The sequence below is a fragment of the Pseudonocardia ammonioxydans genome (assembly GCF_900115005.1).
In the GTDB taxonomy this organism is placed as follows: Bacteria; Actinomycetota; Actinomycetes; order Mycobacteriales; family Pseudonocardiaceae; genus Pseudonocardia; species Pseudonocardia ammonioxydans.
Map to the genome: position 1 here is coordinate 117,096 of NZ_FOUY01000008.1, position 19,585 is coordinate 136,680.

The 19,585-nt window shown below is 74.3% G+C and carries 20 protein-coding genes; 13 read left to right on the forward strand and 7 right to left on the reverse strand.

The genetic code is table 11. From position 1 onward, the window contains the following. Positions 1-82 precede the first annotated feature (82 nt). The 3 genes from BM093_RS10290 to secA all read left to right on the forward strand — a co-directional run bounded on the left by BM093_RS10290 (position 83) and on the right by secA (position 5,078). On the forward strand, positions 83-940 hold the full coding sequence (locus tag BM093_RS10290; RefSeq protein ID WP_093340761.1) for a ComF family protein: 858 nt from the start codon (positions 83-85) through the stop codon (positions 938-940). Between the two features lie 341 nt (positions 941-1,281). Continuing rightward, positions 1,282-1,941, forward strand: a complete 660-nt coding sequence (gene hpf, locus BM093_RS10295; protein WP_093340763.1) for a ribosome hibernation-promoting factor, HPF/YfiA family — start codon at positions 1,282-1,284, stop codon at positions 1,939-1,941. Positions 1,942-2,138: 197 nt separating this feature from the next. Next, positions 2,139-5,078 carry a preprotein translocase subunit SecA gene (secA, locus tag BM093_RS10300; RefSeq protein WP_093340765.1) on the forward strand — a complete coding sequence of 980 codons (2,940 nt, stop codon included), beginning with the start codon at positions 2,139-2,141 and terminating at the stop codon, positions 5,076-5,078. 23 nt (positions 5,079-5,101) lie between these two features. On the opposite strand, the gene BM093_RS10305 is transcribed toward secA, so the two are convergent. Continuing rightward, positions 5,102-5,755 carry an Rv3235 family protein gene (locus BM093_RS10305; protein ID WP_093340767.1) on the reverse strand — a complete coding sequence of 218 codons (654 nt, stop codon included), beginning with the start codon at positions 5,753-5,755 and terminating at the stop codon, positions 5,102-5,104. A gap of 260 nt (positions 5,756-6,015) precedes the next feature. Here BM093_RS10305 and BM093_RS37890 point away from each other — a divergent pair, with 260 nt between their 5' ends. The 4 genes from BM093_RS37890 to BM093_RS10325 are packed head-to-tail and all read left to right on the forward strand — an operon-like array spanning position 6,016 to position 8,810. Continuing rightward, positions 6,016-6,615, forward strand: coding sequence for a MarR family winged helix-turn-helix transcriptional regulator (locus BM093_RS37890; protein WP_093340769.1), 600 nt, complete (start codon positions 6,016-6,018; stop codon positions 6,613-6,615). 9 nt (positions 6,616-6,624) lie between these two features. After that, positions 6,625-7,602: an ABC transporter ATP-binding protein gene (locus BM093_RS10315; protein ID WP_093340771.1), complete on the forward strand. Its 978-nt coding sequence runs from the start codon at positions 6,625-6,627 to the stop codon at positions 7,600-7,602. Between the two features lie 13 nt (positions 7,603-7,615). After that, on the forward strand, positions 7,616-8,380 hold the full coding sequence (locus BM093_RS10320; RefSeq protein ID WP_093340773.1) for an ABC transporter permease: 765 nt from the start codon (positions 7,616-7,618) through the stop codon (positions 8,378-8,380). Between the two features lie 16 nt (positions 8,381-8,396). Further along, positions 8,397-8,810, forward strand: coding sequence for an HAD-IA family hydrolase (locus BM093_RS10325; protein WP_177238378.1), 414 nt, complete (start codon positions 8,397-8,399; stop codon positions 8,808-8,810). 113 nt (positions 8,811-8,923) lie between these two features. Here BM093_RS10325 and BM093_RS10330 read toward each other — a convergent pair whose 3' ends face one another. Next, positions 8,924-9,202 carry an antitoxin gene (locus BM093_RS10330; RefSeq protein WP_093340777.1) on the reverse strand — a complete coding sequence of 93 codons (279 nt, stop codon included), beginning with the start codon at positions 9,200-9,202 and terminating at the stop codon, positions 8,924-8,926. Between the two features lie 18 nt (positions 9,203-9,220). Continuing rightward, positions 9,221-10,492, reverse strand: a complete 1,272-nt coding sequence (locus BM093_RS10335; protein ID WP_093340779.1) for an alpha-hydroxy acid oxidase — start codon at positions 10,490-10,492, stop codon at positions 9,221-9,223. 135 nt (positions 10,493-10,627) lie between these two features. Between BM093_RS10335 and BM093_RS10340 the strand changes: the two genes are divergently transcribed. Beyond that, positions 10,628-11,062, forward strand: a complete 435-nt coding sequence (locus BM093_RS10340; RefSeq protein WP_093340781.1) for a DoxX family protein — start codon at positions 10,628-10,630, stop codon at positions 11,060-11,062. Here BM093_RS10340 and BM093_RS10345 read toward each other — a convergent pair. Next, positions 11,035-11,808: a TrmH family RNA methyltransferase gene (locus BM093_RS10345; protein ID WP_093340920.1), complete on the reverse strand. Its 774-nt coding sequence runs from the start codon at positions 11,806-11,808 to the stop codon at positions 11,035-11,037. The genes BM093_RS10340 and BM093_RS10345 overlap by 28 nt on opposite strands. Before the next feature lie 58 nt (positions 11,809-11,866). On the opposite strand from BM093_RS10345, the gene BM093_RS10350 reads away from it, so the two are divergent. Genes BM093_RS10350 through BM093_RS10360 form a run of 3 tightly spaced genes read left to right on the forward strand, consistent with a single transcriptional unit; the run spans position 11,867 to position 14,852 of the window. Then, entirely contained in the window at positions 11,867-13,315 is a 1,449-nt protein-coding gene (locus tag BM093_RS10350; RefSeq protein ID WP_093340784.1) for a WS/DGAT/MGAT family O-acyltransferase, read from the forward strand. 39 nt (positions 13,316-13,354) lie between these two features. Next, the gene (locus BM093_RS10355; RefSeq protein WP_093340786.1) at positions 13,355-13,864 is read left to right on the forward strand and encodes a DUF6912 family protein; all 510 of its coding nucleotides are present in this window, start codon (positions 13,355-13,357) and stop codon (positions 13,862-13,864) included. Positions 13,865-13,916: 52 nt separating this feature from the next. Then, on the forward strand, positions 13,917-14,852 hold the full coding sequence (locus BM093_RS10360; protein WP_093340788.1) for an SMP-30/gluconolactonase/LRE family protein: 936 nt from the start codon (positions 13,917-13,919) through the stop codon (positions 14,850-14,852). A 24-nt stretch (positions 14,853-14,876) separates the two neighbouring features. Here the strand turns inward: BM093_RS10360 and BM093_RS10365 are convergent, their stop codons facing one another. The 3 genes from BM093_RS10365 to aroA are packed head-to-tail and all read right to left on the reverse strand — an operon-like array spanning position 14,877 to position 18,101. Next, positions 14,877-15,695 (reverse strand): SCO4651 family lipoprotein, encoded by an 819-nt coding sequence (locus BM093_RS10365; RefSeq protein WP_093340790.1) that lies wholly within the window; start codon positions 15,693-15,695, stop codon positions 14,877-14,879. 56 nt (positions 15,696-15,751) lie between these two features. Continuing rightward, a complete protein-coding gene (gene rsgA / locus BM093_RS10370; protein WP_093340792.1) occupies positions 15,752-16,771 on the reverse strand; it encodes a ribosome small subunit-dependent GTPase A in 1,020 nt (339 codons plus the stop codon). Between the two features lies 1 nt (position 16,772). Continuing rightward, entirely contained in the window at positions 16,773-18,101 is a 1,329-nt protein-coding gene (gene aroA, locus BM093_RS10375; protein WP_093340794.1) for a 3-phosphoshikimate 1-carboxyvinyltransferase, read from the reverse strand. A gap of 35 nt (positions 18,102-18,136) precedes the next feature. Here aroA and BM093_RS10380 point away from each other — a divergent pair, with 35 nt between their 5' ends. Both BM093_RS10380 and BM093_RS10385 read left to right on the forward strand, forming a co-directional pair. Further along, positions 18,137-18,964 carry an SOS response-associated peptidase gene (locus BM093_RS10380; protein ID WP_093340796.1) on the forward strand — a complete coding sequence of 276 codons (828 nt, stop codon included), beginning with the start codon at positions 18,137-18,139 and terminating at the stop codon, positions 18,962-18,964. A gap of 11 nt (positions 18,965-18,975) precedes the next feature. Continuing rightward, the gene (locus tag BM093_RS10385; protein ID WP_245773441.1) at positions 18,976-19,581 is read left to right on the forward strand and encodes an alpha/beta hydrolase family protein; all 606 of its coding nucleotides are present in this window, start codon (positions 18,976-18,978) and stop codon (positions 19,579-19,581) included. The last annotated feature ends 4 nt before the right edge of the window (positions 19,582-19,585 follow it).

Here is a 19,585-nt window from a genome sequence, read left to right on the forward strand (position 1 = left end):
TGGATCTCGCACTTGTGGACAACTCGGCCGCCGCGGGGCCGGACGGGCGGGACGACCGGCACCCGGGCGGCATCCTGCCCGCATGGCACCGCCCTGTGACATCCCGATCCGCCGCCCGCTCTTCCGGGGTCCCCTGTCCCGCAGCAGCCCGCCCCCCGGCACCCCGTCCCGGGGCCCGGCCCCGCTCGCGGCGCTGCTGGACCTGTTGCTGCCGCGGACCTGTGGCGGGTGCGGCGCCGGACCGCCGGGCAGCGGCGGCTGGTGCCCGGCCTGTGCCGAGGACACCGCGGGCCCGTTCGCGGTCGGTGTCCCGGGTGCGGGCCGGGTCGTCGTGGCCGGCCGGTACCGCGGGCCGCTGCGCCGCGCGGTACTGGCCTACAAGGAACGTGGGCGGCGCGACCTCGCCCCCGATCTCGCGGCCCTGCTCGTGCCGGCCGTGGCCGGGGTCCTGCCGGGCGGGCGTCCACCGGACGCGGACCCCGTGGGTGTCCGGCTGGTGCCCGCGCCCTCCCGCCCGTCCGCTGCCCGGGCGCGCGGCGGCGACCACGTGCTGCGGCTGTGCCGGGCGCTGGAGCGGCGGCTCGCGGCGGCCGGACTCCCGGCCGCCACCCTGCCGGTCCTCGCCCTGGACCGGCGGGCGCGGGACTCGGTCGGGCTGGACGCCGCCGGTCGGGCCGAGAACCTGGCGGCGTCCCTGCGGCCCGTCGTGCCGGGCCCGGGCCGTTCCCGGCCCGGCCGCCGCTCCGGCCCCGCAGTCCCGGGCAGGTCGGCCCCGCCGGGTACGGACGCGGTGGCCGGGCGTGGGGTGGTGCTGCTGGTCGACGACGTGGTGACCACCGGCGCGACGCTGCGTGCGTGCCGGGAGGCGCTGTTCCGGCTGGGGCTCCGCCCGGTGGGGTCGGTGCTGCTCGCCGATGCCACGACGGGGACTCGTGTGTGACCGGCGACACATTTATCCGGATCCGTCTGTCCGGTCCACGCCGGAGAGGCGGGGCGCCCGTCTCTCCGGTGTGGACCGGGCGGACCGGTGTTCCCCCGGTGAGCGCCGGAAGTGGCGGCCCGGTGTCACTCATGTGCGCCAGAGCACGGTCGCCGGGGGTTGCGGGATGCGCGCGGACGTCCCTCGACCGGGTCGGCGAACGACCTGTCGAGCAAGCGGATTTACCGATAACGTCCGGTGAACTCCGACCGTTACCACATCAGGAGGAGCGACCGATAGCCCACCCCCCGGGGCCGTCGTGGAGTCCCGGGTTCAGCACGACTGAAGCGAGGGATGTCCGAGTGGAGATCGTCGTCACCGGCCGGAACGTCGAGGTGCCCGACCACTTCCGTGGTCTGGTCGAGGAGAAGCTCGTCCGCCTGGAGCGCCACGACCACAAGATCGTCGGGATGGAGGTGGAGCTCTTCCACGAGCCGAACCGCCGACAGCAGAAGTCCTGCCAGCGTGTGGAGATCACCGGACGCGGCGGCTGCGGTGCCGTCGCCCGGGCCGAGGCCTCGGCCGCCGACTTCTACGCCGCACTGGACATGGCCGTCGGCAAGCTGGCCGAGCGGCTCCGCCGCTCCCACGACCGCCGCAAGCCCAGTCGCCGGGACCGCGTGCACGCGTCCCGGCTCGCCGCCGACGCGTCGGCCGTCGCCCTGATGGAGCAGGCACCACCGGTCACCGACACCATCCCCGAACCGCGTTCGCACGACGAGTCCCTGCCCGATGCCGAGCTCGCCGAGCTCGAGGAACAGTGGGAGGCCGAGTACGTGCCCGGGCGGATCGTGCGTGAGAAGACGCACGCCGCCGCCCCGATGACGGTGGACGAGGCGCTGTCCCGGATGGAGCTCGTCGGACACGATTTCTATCTGTTCTCCTGCAGTGACACCGGGCGGCCGTCGGTCGTCTACCGCCGTCACGGATACGACTACGGGGTGATCCGGCTCGGCGGGTGACCGTCCGGCGCGGGTGCACTGCCGTCCACGGTGGTGCACCCGCGTCCGGCGGTGCCACGGCGGTGCGTCGCGTCACCGCCGGACGGCCGTCGCCGAAGCGGCGCGGGAGCGGCCGTATGGAGCCCGTACCATGGCGGCGGGCCGGTGTGACCTCCGTCGGTGAGTGACGCCCGTCCCGTGTCCTGACCGCGACGTGAATGAGGTCGGCAGTGCCCCTCCTGAGTCGACTCCTCCGGGCCGGCGAGAGCAAGCTGGTGAAGCGGCTCGGAAAGATCGCCGCGCACATCGACGGCCTGGAGCCGGAATTCGAGGGCCTCTCCGACGCCCAGCTGCGCGCCAAGACCGACGAGTTCCGCGAGCGGCTCGCCGGCGGCGAGTCCCTGGACTCGGTCCTCCCGGAGGCGTTCGCGACCGTCCGCGAGGCGGCGCAGCGGACCCTGGGCCAGCGCCCCTTCACCGTGCAGCTGATGGGTGCCGGTGCCCTGCACATGGGCAACGTGGCCGAGATGAAGACCGGTGAGGGCAAGACGCTGACCTCGACCCTCGCGGTCTACCTCAACGCTCTGGAGGGCAAGGGCGTCCACGTCGTCACCACGAACGACTACCTGGCCCAGCGCGACTCCGAGACGATGGGTCGCATCCACCGCTGGCTGGGCCTGACCGTCGGCGTGATCGTGGCCGAGATGACCCCGGTCCAGCGCCGCGAGCAGTACGCGCGCGACGTCACCTACGGCACGAACAACGAGTTCGGCTTCGACTACCTGCGCGACAACATGGCGTGGAACGCCGCCGACATGGTCCAGCGCGGGCACAACTTCGCCATCGTCGACGAGGCGGACTCGATCCTCATCGACGAGGCCCGCACGCCGTTGATCATCTCCGGTCCGGCCGAGCAGAGCGGTCGCTGGTACCAGGAGTTCGCCCGTCTCGCGCCGATGCTGTCCCGCGACATCCACTACGAGGTCGACGAGCGCAAGCGCACCGTCGGCATCACCGAGGAGGGTGTCGCGCTGATCGAGGACCAGCTCGGCATCGACAACCTCTACGAGTCCGCGAACACCCCGCTGGTCGGCTACCTCAACAACGCGGTCAAGGCCAAGGAGCTGTTCAAGAAGGACAAGGACTACATCGTCAACAGCGGTGAGGTCCTGATCGTCGACGAGTTCACCGGCCGCGTGCTGGCCGGGCGTCGCTACAACGAGGGCATGCACCAGGCGATCGAGGCCAAGGAAGGCGTCGAGATCAAGCCGGAGAACCAGACTCTGGCGACGATCACCCTGCAGAACTTCTTCCGGCTCTACGACAAGCTCGCCGGCATGACCGGTACGGCCCAGACCGAGGCCGCCGAGCTCCACGAGATCTACAAGATGTCGGTCGTCCCGATCCCGACGAACCGGCCGATGGTCCGTGCCGACCAGGCGGACCTGATCTACAAGACCGAGCAGGCGAAGTTCGAGGCGGTCGCCGACGACATCGCCGAGAAGCACCAGGCCGGCCAGCCCGTCCTGATCGGTACGACCAGCGTCGAGAAGTCCGAGCACCTCGCCAAGCTGCTGCTCAAGCGCGGGGTGCCGCACGAGGTGCTGAACGCGAAGAACCACGCCCGTGAGGCGGCGATCATCGCGCAGGCCGGGCACGCCGGCGCCGTCACGGTCGCGACCAACATGGCCGGCCGCGGTACCGACATCATGCTCGGGGGCAACCCCGAGTTCCTCGGCGACCTGGAGCTGCGCAGCCAGGGGCTCGACCCGGTCGAGACCCGCGAGCAGTACGAGGCGGCCTGGGACGCGGTCCTCGACCGCATGCGCAAGCAGGTCAAGGCCGAGGCCGACGAGGTCCGCAGCGCCGGCGGGCTCTACGTGCTCGGTACCGAGCGGCACGAGTCCCGCCGGATCGACGACCAGCTGCGCGGCCGGTCCGGGCGTCAGGGCGACCCGGGCGAGTCCCGCTTCTACCTGTCGCTCGGCGACGAGCTCATGCGCCGGTTCAACGGCCACGTCGTCGAGTCGATCATGAACCGGTTCAACCTGCCGGACGACGTGCCGATCGAGGCCAAGATGGTCACCCGCGCCATCCGGAGCGCGCAGACCCAGGTCGAGCAGCAGAACTTCGAGATCCGTAAGAACGTCCTCAAGTACGACGAGGTCCTCAACCAGCAGCGCAAGGTCGTCTACGACGAGCGCCGCCGGGTGCTCGACGGCGAGGACGTGCAGCGGCAGACCCGCAACATGCTCGAGGACGTCGTCCACGCCTACGTGACCGGGGCGACGTCCGAGGGCTACTCCGAGGACTGGGACCTCGAGAAGCTCTGGACCGCGCTGCGTGGCCTCTACCCGGTCTCGCTCGACTGGAAGACCGTCGCCGAGGACCTCGACGACCTCTCCGCCGACGAGCTGGAGAAGGCGATCCTCGACGACGCCGAGCAGGCCTACTCCCGGCGCGAGGCCGAGATCGACGCGCTGATCGGGCCCCAGGGCGGGATGCGCGAGCTCGAGCGCCAGGTCCTCATGCAGGTCATCGACCGCAAGTGGCGCGAGCACCTCTACGAGATGGACTACCTCAAGGAGGGCATCGGGCTGCGGGCCATGGCCCAGCGCGACCCGGTGATCGAGTACCAGCGCGAGGGTTTCGACATGTTCTCCGCGATGCTCGAGGGCATCAAGGAGGAGACGATCGGGCACCTGTTCAACGTCGTCGTGCAGGTGCAGCAGCCGGCCGCCCCGGTCCAGGAGGAGGAGCCGGAGACCACCGAGATCCCGGTCATCCGGCGGGTCCCGGCCGAGGACCCGAGCGAGAGCACCGTGGTGCTGCCGAACCTGTTCCGCACCTCCCCGCCGCAGAACCTGCAGTACAGCGGGCCGGGGGAGGACGGCGGCGTCGCCCGTCGTGGTGAGGACGGCAATCCCGTTCCCGGTACCGGGCGGACCGGCCGGTACCCGGCCGCCCCGCGCGGTGCCGCGCCGCGCGGTGGGGGCCGGCCGCCGCACCCCGGTGCGCCCCAGGGCCGGGCTCCGCAGGGCCAAGCTCCCCAGGGCGGGGGCTCCCAGCATGGCGCCCCGAACGGTGACGGCGCCGCCGGCGGGGTCAACCGGGCCGAGCGCCGTCGTGCCGAGAAGGCGAACCGCCGGCGCCGCTGACGCCGAGGCCGCGGCCCGCGCGCTCAGAGCAGGCGGGCGGCGGTGACGACCCACGGAGCGTCACCCGCCGCCCGGTCCAGGCGCAGGACGAGCGCCCGTGGCCGGCCCGCGACCGGGACGGTCACGCACACCTCGGCGGCATCCGCGTGCGGGAGCCCGACATGGACCCGGCCCGCCCGGCCGCCGACCGGGCCGCCGCAGCCGGGTGCGCCCGCACGACCGCCGTGCCCGGCACGCGCCAGGGCCGGGCGGGCGGCGGTGCCGGTCCGCATCGCGGTGAGGTAGCGCAGCACCCGGGGTGTGGTGAGTTCGCCGAGCTGGGCGGGAGGCCGCCGGCCTGCCAGGACCTCGATCACCAGCCGGGTCAGCTCGGCCGCGCGGGCACGGGTCCGTGCGGCGTCGGGCGGGACGACCTGCGGGGGTGCGACCTCGGCGAGTGGCACGCGTGGGTCCGGCGGGGGTGCCGGTGAGTCGAGTGACCGCATCCGGAAACCCCCGGGCAGGACGACGACCAGGCCCGGCGGGAGCTCGACCGGTACGTCGTCGATCGTGTGGGCGACGAGGACGGTCTCCGCCTCGCCTCCCGTCCCGAACCCGGCGCTCGGCGCCCGGTCGGCGTGCTCCGTGCCCGGAGCGGGGGCCGGGGGCGTGGTGAGCGGGATGCTGGTCGAGGTCACCTGCCGAGCGTGCGGTGCGGAGGCCCGCTCGCGGGGTCTGCGCACGGGATCCGTGCACGCACCGTCCCGGCCCGTACCGTCCGGGCCGGCACCGTTCGAGTCAGGACGATCCGGCTCGGCACGGTCCGTCCTGGCCTGTCCGGCCCGGCGCGGCCCGACACGTCCGGCCCGGCACCGTCTGCGCCCGCACCGTTTGCTCCCGCACCAGCCGGTGCCGTGATCCCGCCCGTCGTGCGACGGCGCCGCCCTACGCTCCCGCGATGCCCGACCCCGCACGGCCTCGGACCGGTATGCCGTCCCACCCGGCCGCCCGGTCGCCGTCGCGCCGACCGGTCCCGGCGCCACCCGTACCGCCACCCGCACCGTCGCCCGGCCCGGACCCGCTGCTCAGCCCGCCCCGCCTGGTCCCCGGGCCGCCCGCCGGTGCGGACCCACCGGAGACCACGGCCGGGCTGCTCGTCCGGGCCGGGGCCGCGGTGCAGGCCGCACGTCGCCGGCGTGCGGCGCGGCACGGGTTGCCGCTGACGGCGGTCGCCGTCCTCGACGCCCTCGCCCGCACCGACGGCCTCGTCCAGCGCGAGCTGGCCGCCCGGGTACGGATCGGACCGGCCACCCTCACCCCGGTGCTGGACACGCTGGAGGGGGCCGGACTCGCCGCCCGGGTCACCGACGACGGCGACCGCCGCGTCCGCCGCGTACGGATCACCGACGCCGGCCGGGACCGGCTGCACGCGGCCCGGCCGGCCGCCCACGGGCCCCGGCTCCCGGAACCCGCGACCGGGCACGTCGAGCCGATCCGCGAGTATCTGATCGCGGTGATCGCCGCACTGGAGCAGGATCACCGGGACGGACCGTGGTGAGGGGGACCGATGGCGAAGGCCGCGGTGGAGGTCGTCGACCTGGTGAAGCGCTACCCGAAGGCGAAGAGCAACGCCGTCGACGGGGTGTCGTTCGAGGTCGAGACGGGTGAGGTGTTCGGCCTGCTCGGCCCGAACGGCGCGGGCAAGACGACCACGGTGGGGGTCCTGACCACGCGCGTGGTGCCGACGTCCGGCGTCGCGCGGGTGGCGGGCCTGGACGTCCGGGCCGACGCCGTCGCCGTCTGCGCGCGCCTCGCCGTCGTCCCGCAGCGCCAGAACCTGGACCGCTCGCTCGGCGTCCGGGACAACCTGGTCTTCCACGCCGCGTACCACGGGGTGGGCCGGGCCGAGCGCAACCGCCGCGCCGACACCCTGCTGGAACGGATGGGGTTGTCCGACAAGGCGAAGGCGATCGCCGACGACCTCTCCGGCGGGCAGGCGCAGCGGGTCATGATCGCTCGGGCGTTGATGCACCGGCCCGAGGTGCTCTTCCTCGACGAGCCCTCCACCGGGCTCGATCCGCAGGCACGGCTGTTCGTGCACGACCAGATCCGCTCGCTGCGCGACGAGGGGATCACGGTCGTGCTCACCACGCACGACATGGACGAGGCACACAAGCTCTCCGACCGGATCGGCATCGTCGACCACGGGACGCTGCTGGCCCTCGACACCCCGGACAAGCTGGTCCGCGCCCTGCCCGGCAGCGCGACCGTCGAGGTCGTCGCCGAGCCCGGCCCCGGTGGCGTCGAGCCACTGCGCGTCGCGCTGGCCGGGCTGGACGGCGTCGCCCGGGTCGAGACACCGCCGGGGCGCGCGCAGCCGGGCACCGAGGCGTTCCGTCTCTCGGTGACCTGCGAACCCTCGACGCTGCTCGCCCCGGTCGTCGACCTGCTCGGGCGACACGGCGCCGGGGTGCGCGACGTGTCGCTGGGGGAGTCGACGCTCGAGGACGTCTTCATCGACCTGACCGGGAGGGACCTGCGATGAGGAGGATGGACCGGTGAGCGGGCGCGCGTTCCTGGCGGTGCTGCGCCGCGACGTCTACGTCACGGGCAGGGAGCTGCCCTCGTTCCTCGCCCAGACGCTGGTGCAGCCGTTCTTCTTCCTGCTCGTGTTCGTCGTCGTCCTCGGCCGCGGCGGGTTCGTGGCCGAGGGCTACGGGGAGATCATGCTGCCCGGCCTGATCGCGCTGAACGCGATGTTCGGCGCGCTGCAGAGCGTGACGCTGCCCCTGGTGTTCGAGCTGTCCTGGACCCGCGAGATCGACGACCGCCTGCTCGCGCCGATGCCGGTGTGGGCGGTGGCGGTCGAGAAGATCGTGTTCGCGGGCCTGCGCGGCCTGCTCGCGAGCCTGCTCATGGTGCCGATCGGGCTGCTGATGATCGACGTGCACTGGCCCGCCGACGGGCTGCTGCCCGCGTTCGCGATGGTCGTGCTCGGTTCGCTGCTCGGTGCCGCCATGGGCCTGACGATCGGAACGGCGGTGCCGCCTCGCCGGATCAACATCCTGTTCGCGGTGATCTTCACGCCGCTGCTGTTCACCGGCTCGGTGCAGTACCCGTGGCTGACCCTGCAGGACCTGCGCTGGTTCCAGGTGCTGTCCGCGCTGAACCCGCTGACCTACGTGAGCGAGGGGCTGCGCGCCGCGCTGGTGCCGGACGTCCCGCATCTGCCGCTGTGGGTCTGCGTCGTGGTGCCGGTGCTGGCGATCGTGCTGTTCACGCTGCTGGGCATCCGCGGGTTCCTGCGCCGCGCCCTGGACTGACGGTAGCGTCGCGCGGGTGGCGGAAGCACGCACCCTGCGCGGCCTGATCGTCGACTACGGCGGCGTCCTCGACGAGCCGGGCGGTGGAGACCGGCTGCTCGGCTACGTCCGCAGGGCGGGGGCCGCCGGTGTCCGGACGGTGCTGTTCTCCGGCGCCCACGCGGTGCCCGACGAGTGCGCCGCGGCCTTCGGCACCGTCCTGCTCGGCGCGGTCCGCGGTGCCCGCAAGCCCGCGCCGGACGCGTTCGCCGCGGCGGCCGCGGAGGCGGGCCTGGGGGCGGCGGAGTGCGTGGTCGTCGACGACCTCGGTGCCTGCGTGCGGGGCGCGGTCGCGGCGGGGGCGGTCGGCGTGCGGCACGTGGACGCCGGCACCACGCTCGCCGAGCTGGAGATCCTGCTGGGTGTGCCCGCGTCGGCCCGGACCGGCTGACGGCCCGGCGCGCAGAGCGGAGGCGCCGTCCGTGATGGCGGACGGCGCCTCGAGTTCACCGTCCCGGCGGCGCCGGGACGGTCCTGTCGCGCACCGGTGTCACCGGTGCGGTGTCACTGCTGGGGCGGCGGGGCCTGCCCCGGCGGCGGGGGCGGCGGAGCCTGGCCGGGCTGCTGCTGACCCTGCGGCGGCTGGCCGGGCTGCTGACCCTGCTGCTGCGAGGTCGTGTCACCCTCGCCGGTCCGCTCCCGGGCGAACTTCGTCGCGGTGTCGATGTGCTGCTCGTTGCCGGCGAACTTCTTCTTGGCCGCGTCGCCCGCCTTGTTCAGCGCCTGATCGACCTTGTCGTCGTGCTTGCCGAGCAGTTCCTTGGCCTTGTCCAGGAAACCCATGCCGCCATCGTGGCGCGGTCAGCGCCCGGATGCACCCGCGGCGCGTCGTCCATTGGAGTGAGTGGCAGATCCGATCGGTGAACGGAGCCGGGCGTGTTCCGGGCGGAGGTCGTCGACCCTGGTCACCCCCAACAGCTGCATCGTGCGCTCCACCTCGGCCCGCAGGATCTCGACCGCCCGCTGCACACCGGCCTCGCCACCGGCCATCAGCCCGTAGAGGTACGCCCGCCCGACCAGCGCGGCCCGGGCACCCAGTGCCACCGCCGCGACGACGTCACCGCCGTGCATGATCCCGGTGTCGACGAGGACCTCCGCGTCGTCCCCGAGCTCCTGGACGACCGGTTCCACCAGCTCGATCGGCACCGGGGCCCGGTCCAGCTGCCGGCCACCGTGGTTGGACAGCAGCACGGCGTCGGCGCCAGCGTCGACGACCCGGCGGGCGTCGGTCACCGACTGGACCCCCTTGATCACCAGCGTGCCGGACCAGTTCTCCCGCAGCCACGCGACGTCGTCGAGGGTCAGGGCCGGGTCGAACACCCGGTTGATCACCTCGAACGGCGTGCCGCCGCCGGCCGCGAGGCTCTCGAAGGTCAGCGGGTCGGTCGTGACGAGGTCGAACCACCAGCGTGGGTGCCGGGCACCGTCGAGGAACGTGCGCAACGACAGCGCGGGCGGGATGGACAGCCCGTTGCGGGTGTCGCGGCGGCGGTTCCCGCCGACCGGGGTGTCGACGGTCAGCACGAGCGTGTCGAACCCGGCGGCCCCGGCCCGGGAGACGAGCTCGTGGGCGACCGAACGGTCCCGCCAGAGGTAGAGCTGGAACCAGTGCCGGCCGCCGCGTCCGGCCTCGGCCACGCCCTCGATCGTCGTCGACCCCATGGTCGACAGCGCGTACGGGATGCCGGCCCGCGCCGCGACGGCGGCGACCGCACGTTCCCCCTCGGTGTGCATCATCCGTGTGAAGCCGGTCGGGGCCAGCGCGAACGGCAGGGCGGAGCGGTGCCCGAGGATCGTCCGGCCGGTGTCGACCCGCGACACGTCGCGCAGCACGGTGGGCGCGAACTCGACCGACGCCCAGACCTCACGGGCCCGGCGCAGGCTGACCTCGTCCTCGGCGGCACCGTCGGTGTAGTCGAACACCGCCCGCGGGGCACGCTTGCGGGCGAGCACCCGCAGGTCGCCGATGCTCGTCGCGCGGGCCAGCTTCGCCGCCGTCCGGTCCAGTGTGAGGGGGGCCGGGCGCAGCAACGGCGCGAGCTCGGACGGGCGGGGCATGCGACGGCGCACCATGGCCGCCGAGCCTAGGACCTCCGCCGGATTCGCACGACCAGCGCGCTCCCGGCCACCGGAGTAGGTGCGGCGCCACGTCGCGCGGGCCAGAATGGGCGCGGATCGCCGGTACGGCCCTGCCGCGGGGAGGTCGCGATGACGGATGTGGCCGACCGGATCCTGCGGTCCCGGGTGCACCGGCGGGTCCCGCGGGCGGCGGCGGTCGTGCGCGTGGTCGTCGGTGCGCTGTTCGTGTGGTTCGGCGTCCCGAAGTTCACCGAGCACGCGGGCTGGGTCGCGGGGTTCGCGAGCTGGTCGCTGCCGGCGCCCTCGCTGCTCGTGTACGCCACCGGCAGCGTCGAGGTGCTGGGCGGCATCGCGCTGGTCCTCGCGCTCGGCGGTACGCCCGGGGTGCGGGCGGTCGCCGGGCTGCTCGCCCTGGTGATGGTCGGGGCCGTGTCGACCGCCGGGCTCCTCGGCGGGAACTCCGGCGCGCTCACCCTCGCCCCGGCGATGCTGATCGGCAGCCTCGTCGTCGTGTGGTCGACGACGGGGCCGCGGGGTCAGCCGCGGCGGCGCAGCAGCTCGTAGGCGGCGACCGCCCCGGCCGAGGCGACGTTGAGCGACTCCACCCCGCCGTACATCGGGAGCGACAACGTCCCGTCCAGCCGTGCGCGGACCTCGTCGGTCAGGCCCTCGGTCTCGTTGCCGAGCACCAGCGCGACGCGGTGCGGCAGCTCGGCGTCGAGCAGCGAGTCGCTGCCGGCGTCGAGCCCGAACACGGAGAACCCGGCCTCGTGCATGAGGTCGATCCCCTCGACGGCCGTGCCGCTGCGCAGCACCGGCGCGGAGAACGCCACCCCGGCCGACGCCTTGATCACCAGCGGGTCGATGGCGGGCACCCCGCGGCGGGGCAACAGCACGCCGTCGAGCCCGGCGGCCGTCGCGCTGCGCAGGATCATCCCGACGTTGGACGGGTTGGTGACGGCGTCGAGCACCAGCACCGAGGCCGGCCGCCGGGTCCCGAGGTCGGACACGAACACCCCGAGCGGCGCCATGCGCGGGGCCACCACATCGGCCAGGACGCCCTGGTCGTGGCGGCCGTTACCGGCGAGCACCTTCACCCGCTGGGCCGACGCCCGCTGCACCGGCACACCCCGCCCGCGCGCCGCCGCGGTGATCTCACGTTCCCCACCGCCCCGGACGGAGTCGGCCAGCACGACCTTGTCCACCTCGAGCTCGGGGTCCGCCAGCGCCTCCAGCACGGGCTTGCGGCCGTAGACGGTGATGAAGCGGTCCTTGGGGGACACGGCTGCGGACGAGGCGTGGTCGGGCACGCCGGCCAGAATCCCACGCGGACTTCGGATCTTCGCGTGCGGACGTAGGATCACCGCCATGCCGTCCCGGCTCTCCGCGCTCGACGCCTCCTTCCTCTACCTGGAGGAGACGACCACGCCCATGCACGTCGGCGGGATCGCCGTGTTCGAACGACCGGCGGAGGGATTCGACTACGACCGGCTCGTCGAGCTGATCGAACAGCGGATCGCGCTGGTCCCGCGGTACCGGCAGAAGGTCCGCCACGTCCCCGGGAACCTGGCCCGCCCGGTGTGGGTCGACGACCCGGAGTTCGACATCGCCTACCACGTGCGGCGCTCGGCGCTGCCCCGTCCGGGCAGCGAGGATCAGCTGACCGAGCTGGTCGGACGGCTGATGTCCCGGCCGCTGGACCACGCGCGCCCGCTGTGGGAGATGTACCTCGTCGAGGGTCTCGCCCCCGCGGCGTCCGTCGGCGGCGGGGACGGGCAGGGAGCGGGGCGGGTCGCCATCGTCACCAAGACCCACCAGGCGATGGTCGACGGCATCTCTGCGATCGACATCGGACAGGTGATCCTCGACGTCTCGGCCGAGCCGCGGGAGACCCCGGACGAGCTGTGGATGCCGCGGCCCGAGCCCAGCGACGGCCAGCTGATCATGGAGGCGATCGGGGAGGCCGTGACCCGGCCGACCGAGATCGTGGACAACGTCCGGGTCGCCGCCGGGGACGCGCTCGCGACCGTCGGCAAGGTGGCCGGGGCGGCGGGCAAGGTGCTCACGATGGCCCGCACCGCGGGCCGCCGGGCGCCCGGCCTGCCGCTCAACGCCGAGATCTCCACCCAGCGCCGGTTCGCGTTCGCCCGGACCGACCTGGAGGACTACCGCAGGGTGCGGGCAGCCTACGGCTGCGACGTCAACGACGTCGTCCTCGCGGTGATCGCCGGGGCGCTGCGTACCTGGCTGATGTCGCGCGGCGAGCCGGTCGGCGGGTCGTCCACCGTGCGGGCGCTGGTCCCGCTGTCGGTGCGCGGCGAGGGCGACGTCCCGAGCTCGGCGACCGGTTCCTCGCTCGGCAACCGGGTGGCGTCGTTCCTGGTCGACCTGCCGGTGGGCGAGCCCAGCCCGCTCGTGCGGCTGCACCAGGTGACCCACCAGATGCGCGAGCACACCGACACCGGCGACGCCGTCGGCGCCGACACGCTCGTCCGGATCGGCGGGTTCGCCCCGCCGACGCTGCACGGGGTCGGGGCCCGCGCCGCCAGCGGGATGTCCCGGCACTTCTTCAACCTGGTCGTGACCAACGTGCCCGGCCCGCAGTTCCCGCTCTACGCGGCCGGTGCACGGATGCTGGAGATGTTCCCGGTGGTGCCGCTGGCCAAGGGCCAGGCGGTCTCCATCGGACTGACCAGCTACGACGGTGGCGTCTACTACGGACTCAACGGCGACCGGGACGCGATGGGCGACATCGACGTGTTCGCCGGGATGGTGAACGAGTCGCTCGACGAGCTGCTCGAGACCCTGCGGCAGTAGCCGCGCGATGCGGCGGCAGCCGCGAGAAAGGACCTCGACGTGCGGATCTACCTCCCCGCGACCTGGCCGATGCTGGCCCGGACGGTCTCCACCGGCAGCTTCGAGCCGCTCGGCGGGACCGCGTTCGCGCTGACCCCGAAGCTGCGTGAGTCCTACGTGGCCGGAGACGACGAGGAGCTCGAGTACGCCGCGATGAGCGAGGCGGCCCGGGCGTCGCTGCGGCTGCTCGCCGTCGAGTTCGGACTCGGCGAGACGGGCACCCCGGCCCGCCGGGTCGTCGTCGCCGCCGACACCGACGACGTCACGCTGCGCCCCGACCTCGACGACGGTGCGGTCCGGTTGACCGGTCCCGTCCCGGTCGCGAAGATCGCCGCCGTGCACGTGGACCTGCCCGAGGCCGAGCACGCGGTGCGCGAGGCCGCCGCCGCCGTGGACAAGGCCGACCTGGGCGACCTCGACGCCGAGTTCCTGGTCGGCGAGGCGGAGGACCACGAGCTGGCCTGGTACGCACCCTCCGAGCTGGCCTTCCTGGTGGAGCTTGGCTCGTGAGTGGTTACCGCGGCCCTGACCGCGAAAACCACTCACGGGGGAGGGGGACGGAATGACCTTTGGCGCATCGCGACCGACCGAGGTGACCCGGGGCCTGGCGTTCCCGGAGGGGCCGGTGGCGCTGTCCGACGGCTCGGTGCTGGTCGTCGAGATCGCCGCGGGCCGGATCACCCGGGTGCTGCCCGACGGGACACACCGGACGGTCGCGGAGACCGGCGGTGGCCCGAACGGGGCCGCGATCGGGCCGGACGGCGCGGTGTACGTCTGCGACAACGGGGGCTTCAGCTGGCACACCCGGCCGGACGGCACCGTGTACCCGGGCAACCAGCCCGACGACTACAGCGGCGGGAAGATCCTGCGCGTCGACCTCGACACCGGGCAGACGCGCACGCTCTACGACGGCCTGCGCGGTCCGAACGACATCGTCTTCGACAGCTCCGGCGCGTTCTGGTTCACCGACCTCGGCAAGCGCCGGCCCCGGGAGATGGACCTCGGCGGGCTCTACCACGCCCGCCCGGACGGCTCGGCGATCAGCGAGGTCGTGCACCCGCTGACCACCCCGAACGGGGTGGGGCTCGCCCCGGACGGGTCGCGCCTCTACGTCGCCGAGACCGCCACCGGCCGCGTCTGGTGCTGGGAGGTGACCGCTCCCGGCGTCCTCGGCGCCCCGGACCTGCCCGGCCCGCCCGGCCCCGGCGACGCGCGGCTGCTGCACGGCTTCTCCGGCTTCCGCAACCTCGACTCGCTCGCCGTCGACGCCGACGGCAACGTCTGCGTCGCGACGTTGGTCTCCGGCGAGGTCAGCGTGCTGTCGCCGGCGGGGGAGCTGCTCGGCACGGTCGCACCGCCCGAGCACGACCCCCACGTCACCAACATCTGCTTCGCCGGTGCGGGCTCCCGCGACGCGTGGATCACCTCGTCGGGCCGGGGCAGGCTCTACCACTGCACCTGGCCGGTGGAGGGCCTGGACCTCGCGTTCCGCCGCTGATCCCGGCCGAGCGCGGTACCCGGTTCAGTCCGCCCGCGGCGGCTCGATCGTCACCGGCGAGCCCCAGTCCCGGTACCGGATCAGCAGGTCGACCGTCCCGGAGTCCGGCAGCTGCTGGCGGAGCCGGCCGCGCACCGGGCGCCGTTCGGCGTCCAGCCAGATCTCCGTGCTGATCCGGGTGACCCCGGCCTGCTGCTGCGCCACGAGTGCCGCGCGGCGCTGCGGGTCGTGCTCGGCTGCGATCGCCCGCACCAGGTCGACGACCAGCGTGTAGTGCACGGCCGGGATCCCGTCGACGTCGGTGTCGACGGCGTCGGCGACCAGCACGGCGTCCGGGTACCGGGCCACCGCCGCGAGCGGGTCCACCCCGGAGGCGACGTTCGCGGCGAGGGTGGCGTCGGCGACCGCGTCGGGTGGCAGCGGTGCCCGGCCCGCCTCGACCCAGCCGGACTCCTGCGGGCGCAGCCAGGTGCGTTCGCCGATCCGCACGATCTCGGTCGCCCGCGGCACGGTGCCCTCGGCCCCGGCCCGCAGCAGCAGCCGCACCGCCGCCCCCGCGCCCGCCGGGTCGATCCGGATCGCGCCGTCGCCGGTGACCGGGACCGGCTCGCCGCCCGCGGTCAGCGTCCCGGCCACCGACAGCACCGCCCCACCGTCGGAACGGGTGCGCGCGGAGACGTCGGCGAGCAGGGGCTCGGGGTCGTAGTACTTCGGCAACGACACGGCCGCCGGGGAGGCGGTCTCCGGGGCGGCACCCGACGAACCGGGCCACGAGCAGCCCGCCAGCGGTCCTCCGAGTACGGCGGCGCAGAGCAGTACCGCCGCTCGTCGCCGTCCCCGCACTCCCGCCTCCGCTCGCCCGCACCGTCCCGGACCGGGCGCCGCGGTGGGACCGCGGATCACCCCTGGTTGAGCGCCACCAGGATGCGGCGCAATGCGACGAGTCTGCCTGCGGCGAGATCACCCGCGTCGACCAGGTCGTCCAGTGCGCACTCCGGGTCGGCGGGCGGCCCGAGGTGCCCGCACCCCCGCGGGCAGCCGTCGATCGCAGCGGTGAGGTCGCCGAACGCGGCGACGACGTCGTCCGGGCCGACGTGGGCGAGTCCGAACGACCGCACCCCCGGGGTGTCGACGACCCAGCCGTCGGCGTGCGGGAACGCGAGTGCGGCCGTCGTGGTGTGGCGGCCCTTGCCGACCCCCGACACCTGTGCGGTGGCCTGCTCCGCCGCCGGGACGATCGCGTTGACCAGCGTCGACTTGCCGACGCCGGAATGCCCGACCAGGGCGCACAGCCGTCCGGACAGCTCGGTGCGGAGCGCGTCGAGCCCCTCCGGTGGCCCGTCCCCGGGCCGCCCGGTGACCACCACCGGCACCCCGAGCTCGCGGTACTGCGCGGCGAACGGCTCCGGGTCGGTCAGGTCGGACTTGGTCAGGCACAGCACGGGTTCGAGCCCGCCGGCGTAGGCGGCGACCAGGCACCGGTCGACGAACCCGGTGCGGGGCACCGGATCGGCGAGTGCGGTGACCACGATCAGCCGCTCGGCGTTCGCGACGACGACCCGCTCGTAGGGGTCGGTGTCGTCGGCGGTGCGCCGCAGCACCGTGTCCCGGTCGGCGACCCGCACGATCCGGGCGAGCGTGTCCGGCTCCCCGGACAGGTCACCGACGAGATCCACCCGGTCCCCGACGACGACCGGTGTCCGACCCAGCTCGCGGGCACGCATCGCGACGACCGGGGCACGGTCCGGGTCGGAGTCCGGGGCACACGTCCAGCGGCCGCGGTCCACCGCGGTGACCATCGCCCGGTTCGCGTCGGCGTGCGCGGGGCGGCGCTTGCTGCGCGGGCGCGACCCGCGACGTCCGGGGCGGACCCGGACGTCGGACTCGTCGAGGGCGTGGACGTCGCGGCGACGCGGCATGTCAGTATCCTCCGGCCCGCCCCTGGCCTCCGGCCCGCCCTGTGTAGCCCGTCCCCTCCACCAGCGCGGACCACCGGCCGGGGAAGTCCGGGATGGTCTTGTCGGTGCAGCCGATGTCGTCGATGAGCACGCCCGGCACGACCAGACCGACGATCGCCCCCGCGGTCGCCATCCGGTGGTCGGCGTAGGCGCCCCACGGCCGGTCCGAGCGGCCGGTGAGCGGCTTCGGCTCGATCACCAGGCCGTCCTCGGTCTCGGTGACCGCCCCGCCGAGGGCGTTGATCTCCGCCGCCAGCGCGGCGAGCCGGTCGGTCTCGTGGCCGCGCAGGTGCCCGATTCCGCGCAGCCGGGACGGCCCGCCGGCCAGCGCGGCGACGGCCGCGACGGTCGGGGCCAGCTCGCCTGCGTCGTGCAGGTCGATGTCCACCCCGGACAAGCGGTCCGGACCGGTCAGGGTCAGCCCGTCGGCGTCGTGGGAGACGCTCGCGCCGAACTGCTCGAGCACCGGCAGGACGTCCGCGCCGGGCTGGGTGGTCGCCGCCGGCCAGCTGCGCACGGTGACCCGCCCGCCGGTGACCGCCGCGGCGGCCAGGAACACCGAGGCGTTCGAGAGGTCGGGCTCGATCGTCCAGTCGCGCGCGGCGACCGGCCCCGGCTCGACCCGCCACGTGTCGGGCTCGTCGTCGTCGACGGTCACCCCGGCGGTGCGCAGCATGTCGACGCTCATGGCGATGTGCGGCACCGACGGGAGCGGACCCCCGGCATGGCGCACCGTCACCCCGCGCTCGAACAGTGCCCCGGACAGCAGCAGCCCGGACACGAACTGCGACGACGCCGACGCGTCGATCGTCACCTCGCCGCCGCGCACCGGGCCGCCGTCCAGCAGGAACGGCAGGGTGTCGGCGTCGACCCGGGCCCCGAGGGTGCGCAGCGCGCCCAGCACCGTGTCCATCGGGCGCTCCCGGGCCCGCGGGTCGCCGTCGAACCGCACGGTCCCGGCCGCGGTGGCCGCCGCGGGCGGGGCGAAGCGCATCACGGTCCCGGCCAGCCCGCAGTCGATCTCGGCCGGACGCTCCGGCGTCCCGCCGCGCAGCCCGCCGTGCGCACCGACGACCACCGCCTCGCCCTCGACACCGACCGGGACGCCGAGCGCGGACAGCGCGCCGCTCATGAGCGCGGTGTCGCGGGTCGGCGGGGCCCCGTCGACCCGGCAGTCACCACCGGAGAGCCCCGCCAGCAGCAGCGCCCGGTTGGTCACCGACTTCGAGCCGGGGACGGACACGGTGCCGGAGACGGGACGGCCGGGGGCGGGGGCACTCCAGTTGCGCACACCCCCATCCTTCCCCACGTGGAAGGATGGGACGCATGTGCGGCCGTTACGCCTCCACGAAGGCCCCCGCCGACCTGGCCGACGAGTTCCGCGCCGTCGACGCGACGGCCGAGACCTCGCAGCGGCCGGACTACAACGTGGCGCCGACCAAGGACATCACCGTCGTGGTCGAGCGGCACCCGCGCGACGAGGACGGCAACGCCGACCCCGCGACCACCGAGCGCTCGCTGCGTACGGTGCGCTGGGGCCTGGTCCCGTTCTGGGCGAAGGACCCCTCGGCCGGGGCCCGGATGGTGAACGCCCGCTCCGAGACGATCACCGAGAAGCCGGCGTTCCGGCGGGCGGCCGCGTCCCGGCGCTGCCTGTTCCCGATGGACGGCTGGTACGAGTGGCAGCGGTCCGCGGCCGTCCCGAAGAGCGAGGGCGGCACGGGCAAGCCGACCAAGCAGCCGTACTTCACCCACTACGGCGACGGCGCGACGATGGCGATGGCCGGGATCTGGGAGTTCTGGCGCCCCAAGCCGGACGCCGCCCCCGAGCTCGCCGAGCAGTACCCGGACGGTCTGGTCACCGCCTGCGTGCTCACCAGCGAGGCGGTCGGCCCGCTGGCCCAGGTGCACGACCGGATGCCGCTGGTGCTCCGGCCCGACGACTGGGCCGACTGGCTCGACCCGGACGTGGGCGCCGGTGACCAGCGGGTCGCACGCCTGCTGGTCCCGCCGACCTCGGACCTGGTCTCCACGCTGGAGATCCGGCCGGTGTCGCCGCAGGTCAACAACGTCCGCAACAACGGCCCCGAGCTGCTCGAGCACCTCCCCGAGGACCAGGTGCGCGAGCCGATCCAGCTCGACCTGATGTCGTGAGCCCTGATGTCGTGAGTGACGTGTTGGAGATCGACACCCCGCGCGGCCCGGCCCGGGTGACCGTGCACGCCGGGGCCGGTCCGGCGCGCGGGCTGCTGCTGCTCGGGCACGGCGCCGGCGGCGGTGTCGACGCGCCCGACCTGGTGGCCGCCACGGCCGCGGCGACGGCCGCCGGGTACGAGGTCGGCCTGGTCGAGCAGCCGTACCGGGTCGCGGGGCGGCGTGCCCCGGCACCGGCCGGTCATCTGGACGAGGCGTGGCTCGCGGTCGCCGCCGCGGTGCGCAAGGACCGCGACGTCCCGCTCGTGCAGGGCGGGCGCAGCTCCGGCGCCCGGGTCGCGTGCCGCACCGCCGCGGCCACCGGCGCGATCGCCGTGCTGTGCCTGGCGTTCCCGCTGCACCCGCCGGGCAGGCCGGAGAAGACCCGGCAGCCCGAGCTGGACGGCGCCGGGGTGCCGGTGCTCGTCGTGCAGGGCCGCTCGGACCGGTTCGGAGTGCCGGGCGAGGGCGACGACCGCCGGGTGCTGCTGCTCGACGGCGACCACGGCCTGAAGAAGGAGCACGCGGCCCTGCGGTCCGCGGTCGGGGAGTGGCTGACGGGGCTGCCGACGGGCTGACGCG

What these genes read in the sequence shown, in the direction of transcription:
- BM093_RS10380 (WP_093340796.1), top strand. Translation starts at nt 18,137, where the DNA reads ATGTGCGGCCGTTACGCCTCCACGAAGGCCCCCGCCGACCTGGCCGAC.
- BM093_RS10315 (WP_093340771.1), top strand. Translation starts at nt 6,625, where the DNA reads ATGGCGAAGGCCGCGGTGGAGGTCGTCGACCTGGTGAAGCGCTACCCG.
- BM093_RS10335 (WP_093340779.1), bottom strand. Translation starts at nt 10,492, where the DNA reads ATGGTGCGCCGTCGCATGCCCCGCCCGTCCGAGCTCGCGCCGTTGCTG.
- BM093_RS10330 (WP_093340777.1), bottom strand. Translation starts at nt 9,202, where the DNA reads ATGGGTTTCCTGGACAAGGCCAAGGAACTGCTCGGCAAGCACGACGAC.
- BM093_RS10340 (WP_093340781.1), top strand. Translation starts at nt 10,628, where the DNA reads ATGACGGATGTGGCCGACCGGATCCTGCGGTCCCGGGTGCACCGGCGG.
- BM093_RS37890 (WP_093340769.1), top strand. Translation starts at nt 6,016, where the DNA reads ATGCCCGACCCCGCACGGCCTCGGACCGGTATGCCGTCCCACCCGGCC.
- BM093_RS10350 (WP_093340784.1), top strand. Translation starts at nt 11,867, where the DNA reads ATGCCGTCCCGGCTCTCCGCGCTCGACGCCTCCTTCCTCTACCTGGAG.
- BM093_RS10290 (WP_093340761.1), top strand. Translation starts at nt 83, where the DNA reads ATGGCACCGCCCTGTGACATCCCGATCCGCCGCCCGCTCTTCCGGGGT.
- rsgA (WP_093340792.1), bottom strand. Translation starts at nt 16,771, where the DNA reads ATGCCGCGTCGCCGCGACGTCCACGCCCTCGACGAGTCCGACGTCCGG.
- secA (WP_093340765.1), top strand. Translation starts at nt 2,139, where the DNA reads ATGAGGTCGGCAGTGCCCCTCCTGAGTCGACTCCTCCGGGCCGGCGAG.
- BM093_RS10360 (WP_093340788.1), top strand. Translation starts at nt 13,917, where the DNA reads ATGACCTTTGGCGCATCGCGACCGACCGAGGTGACCCGGGGCCTGGCG.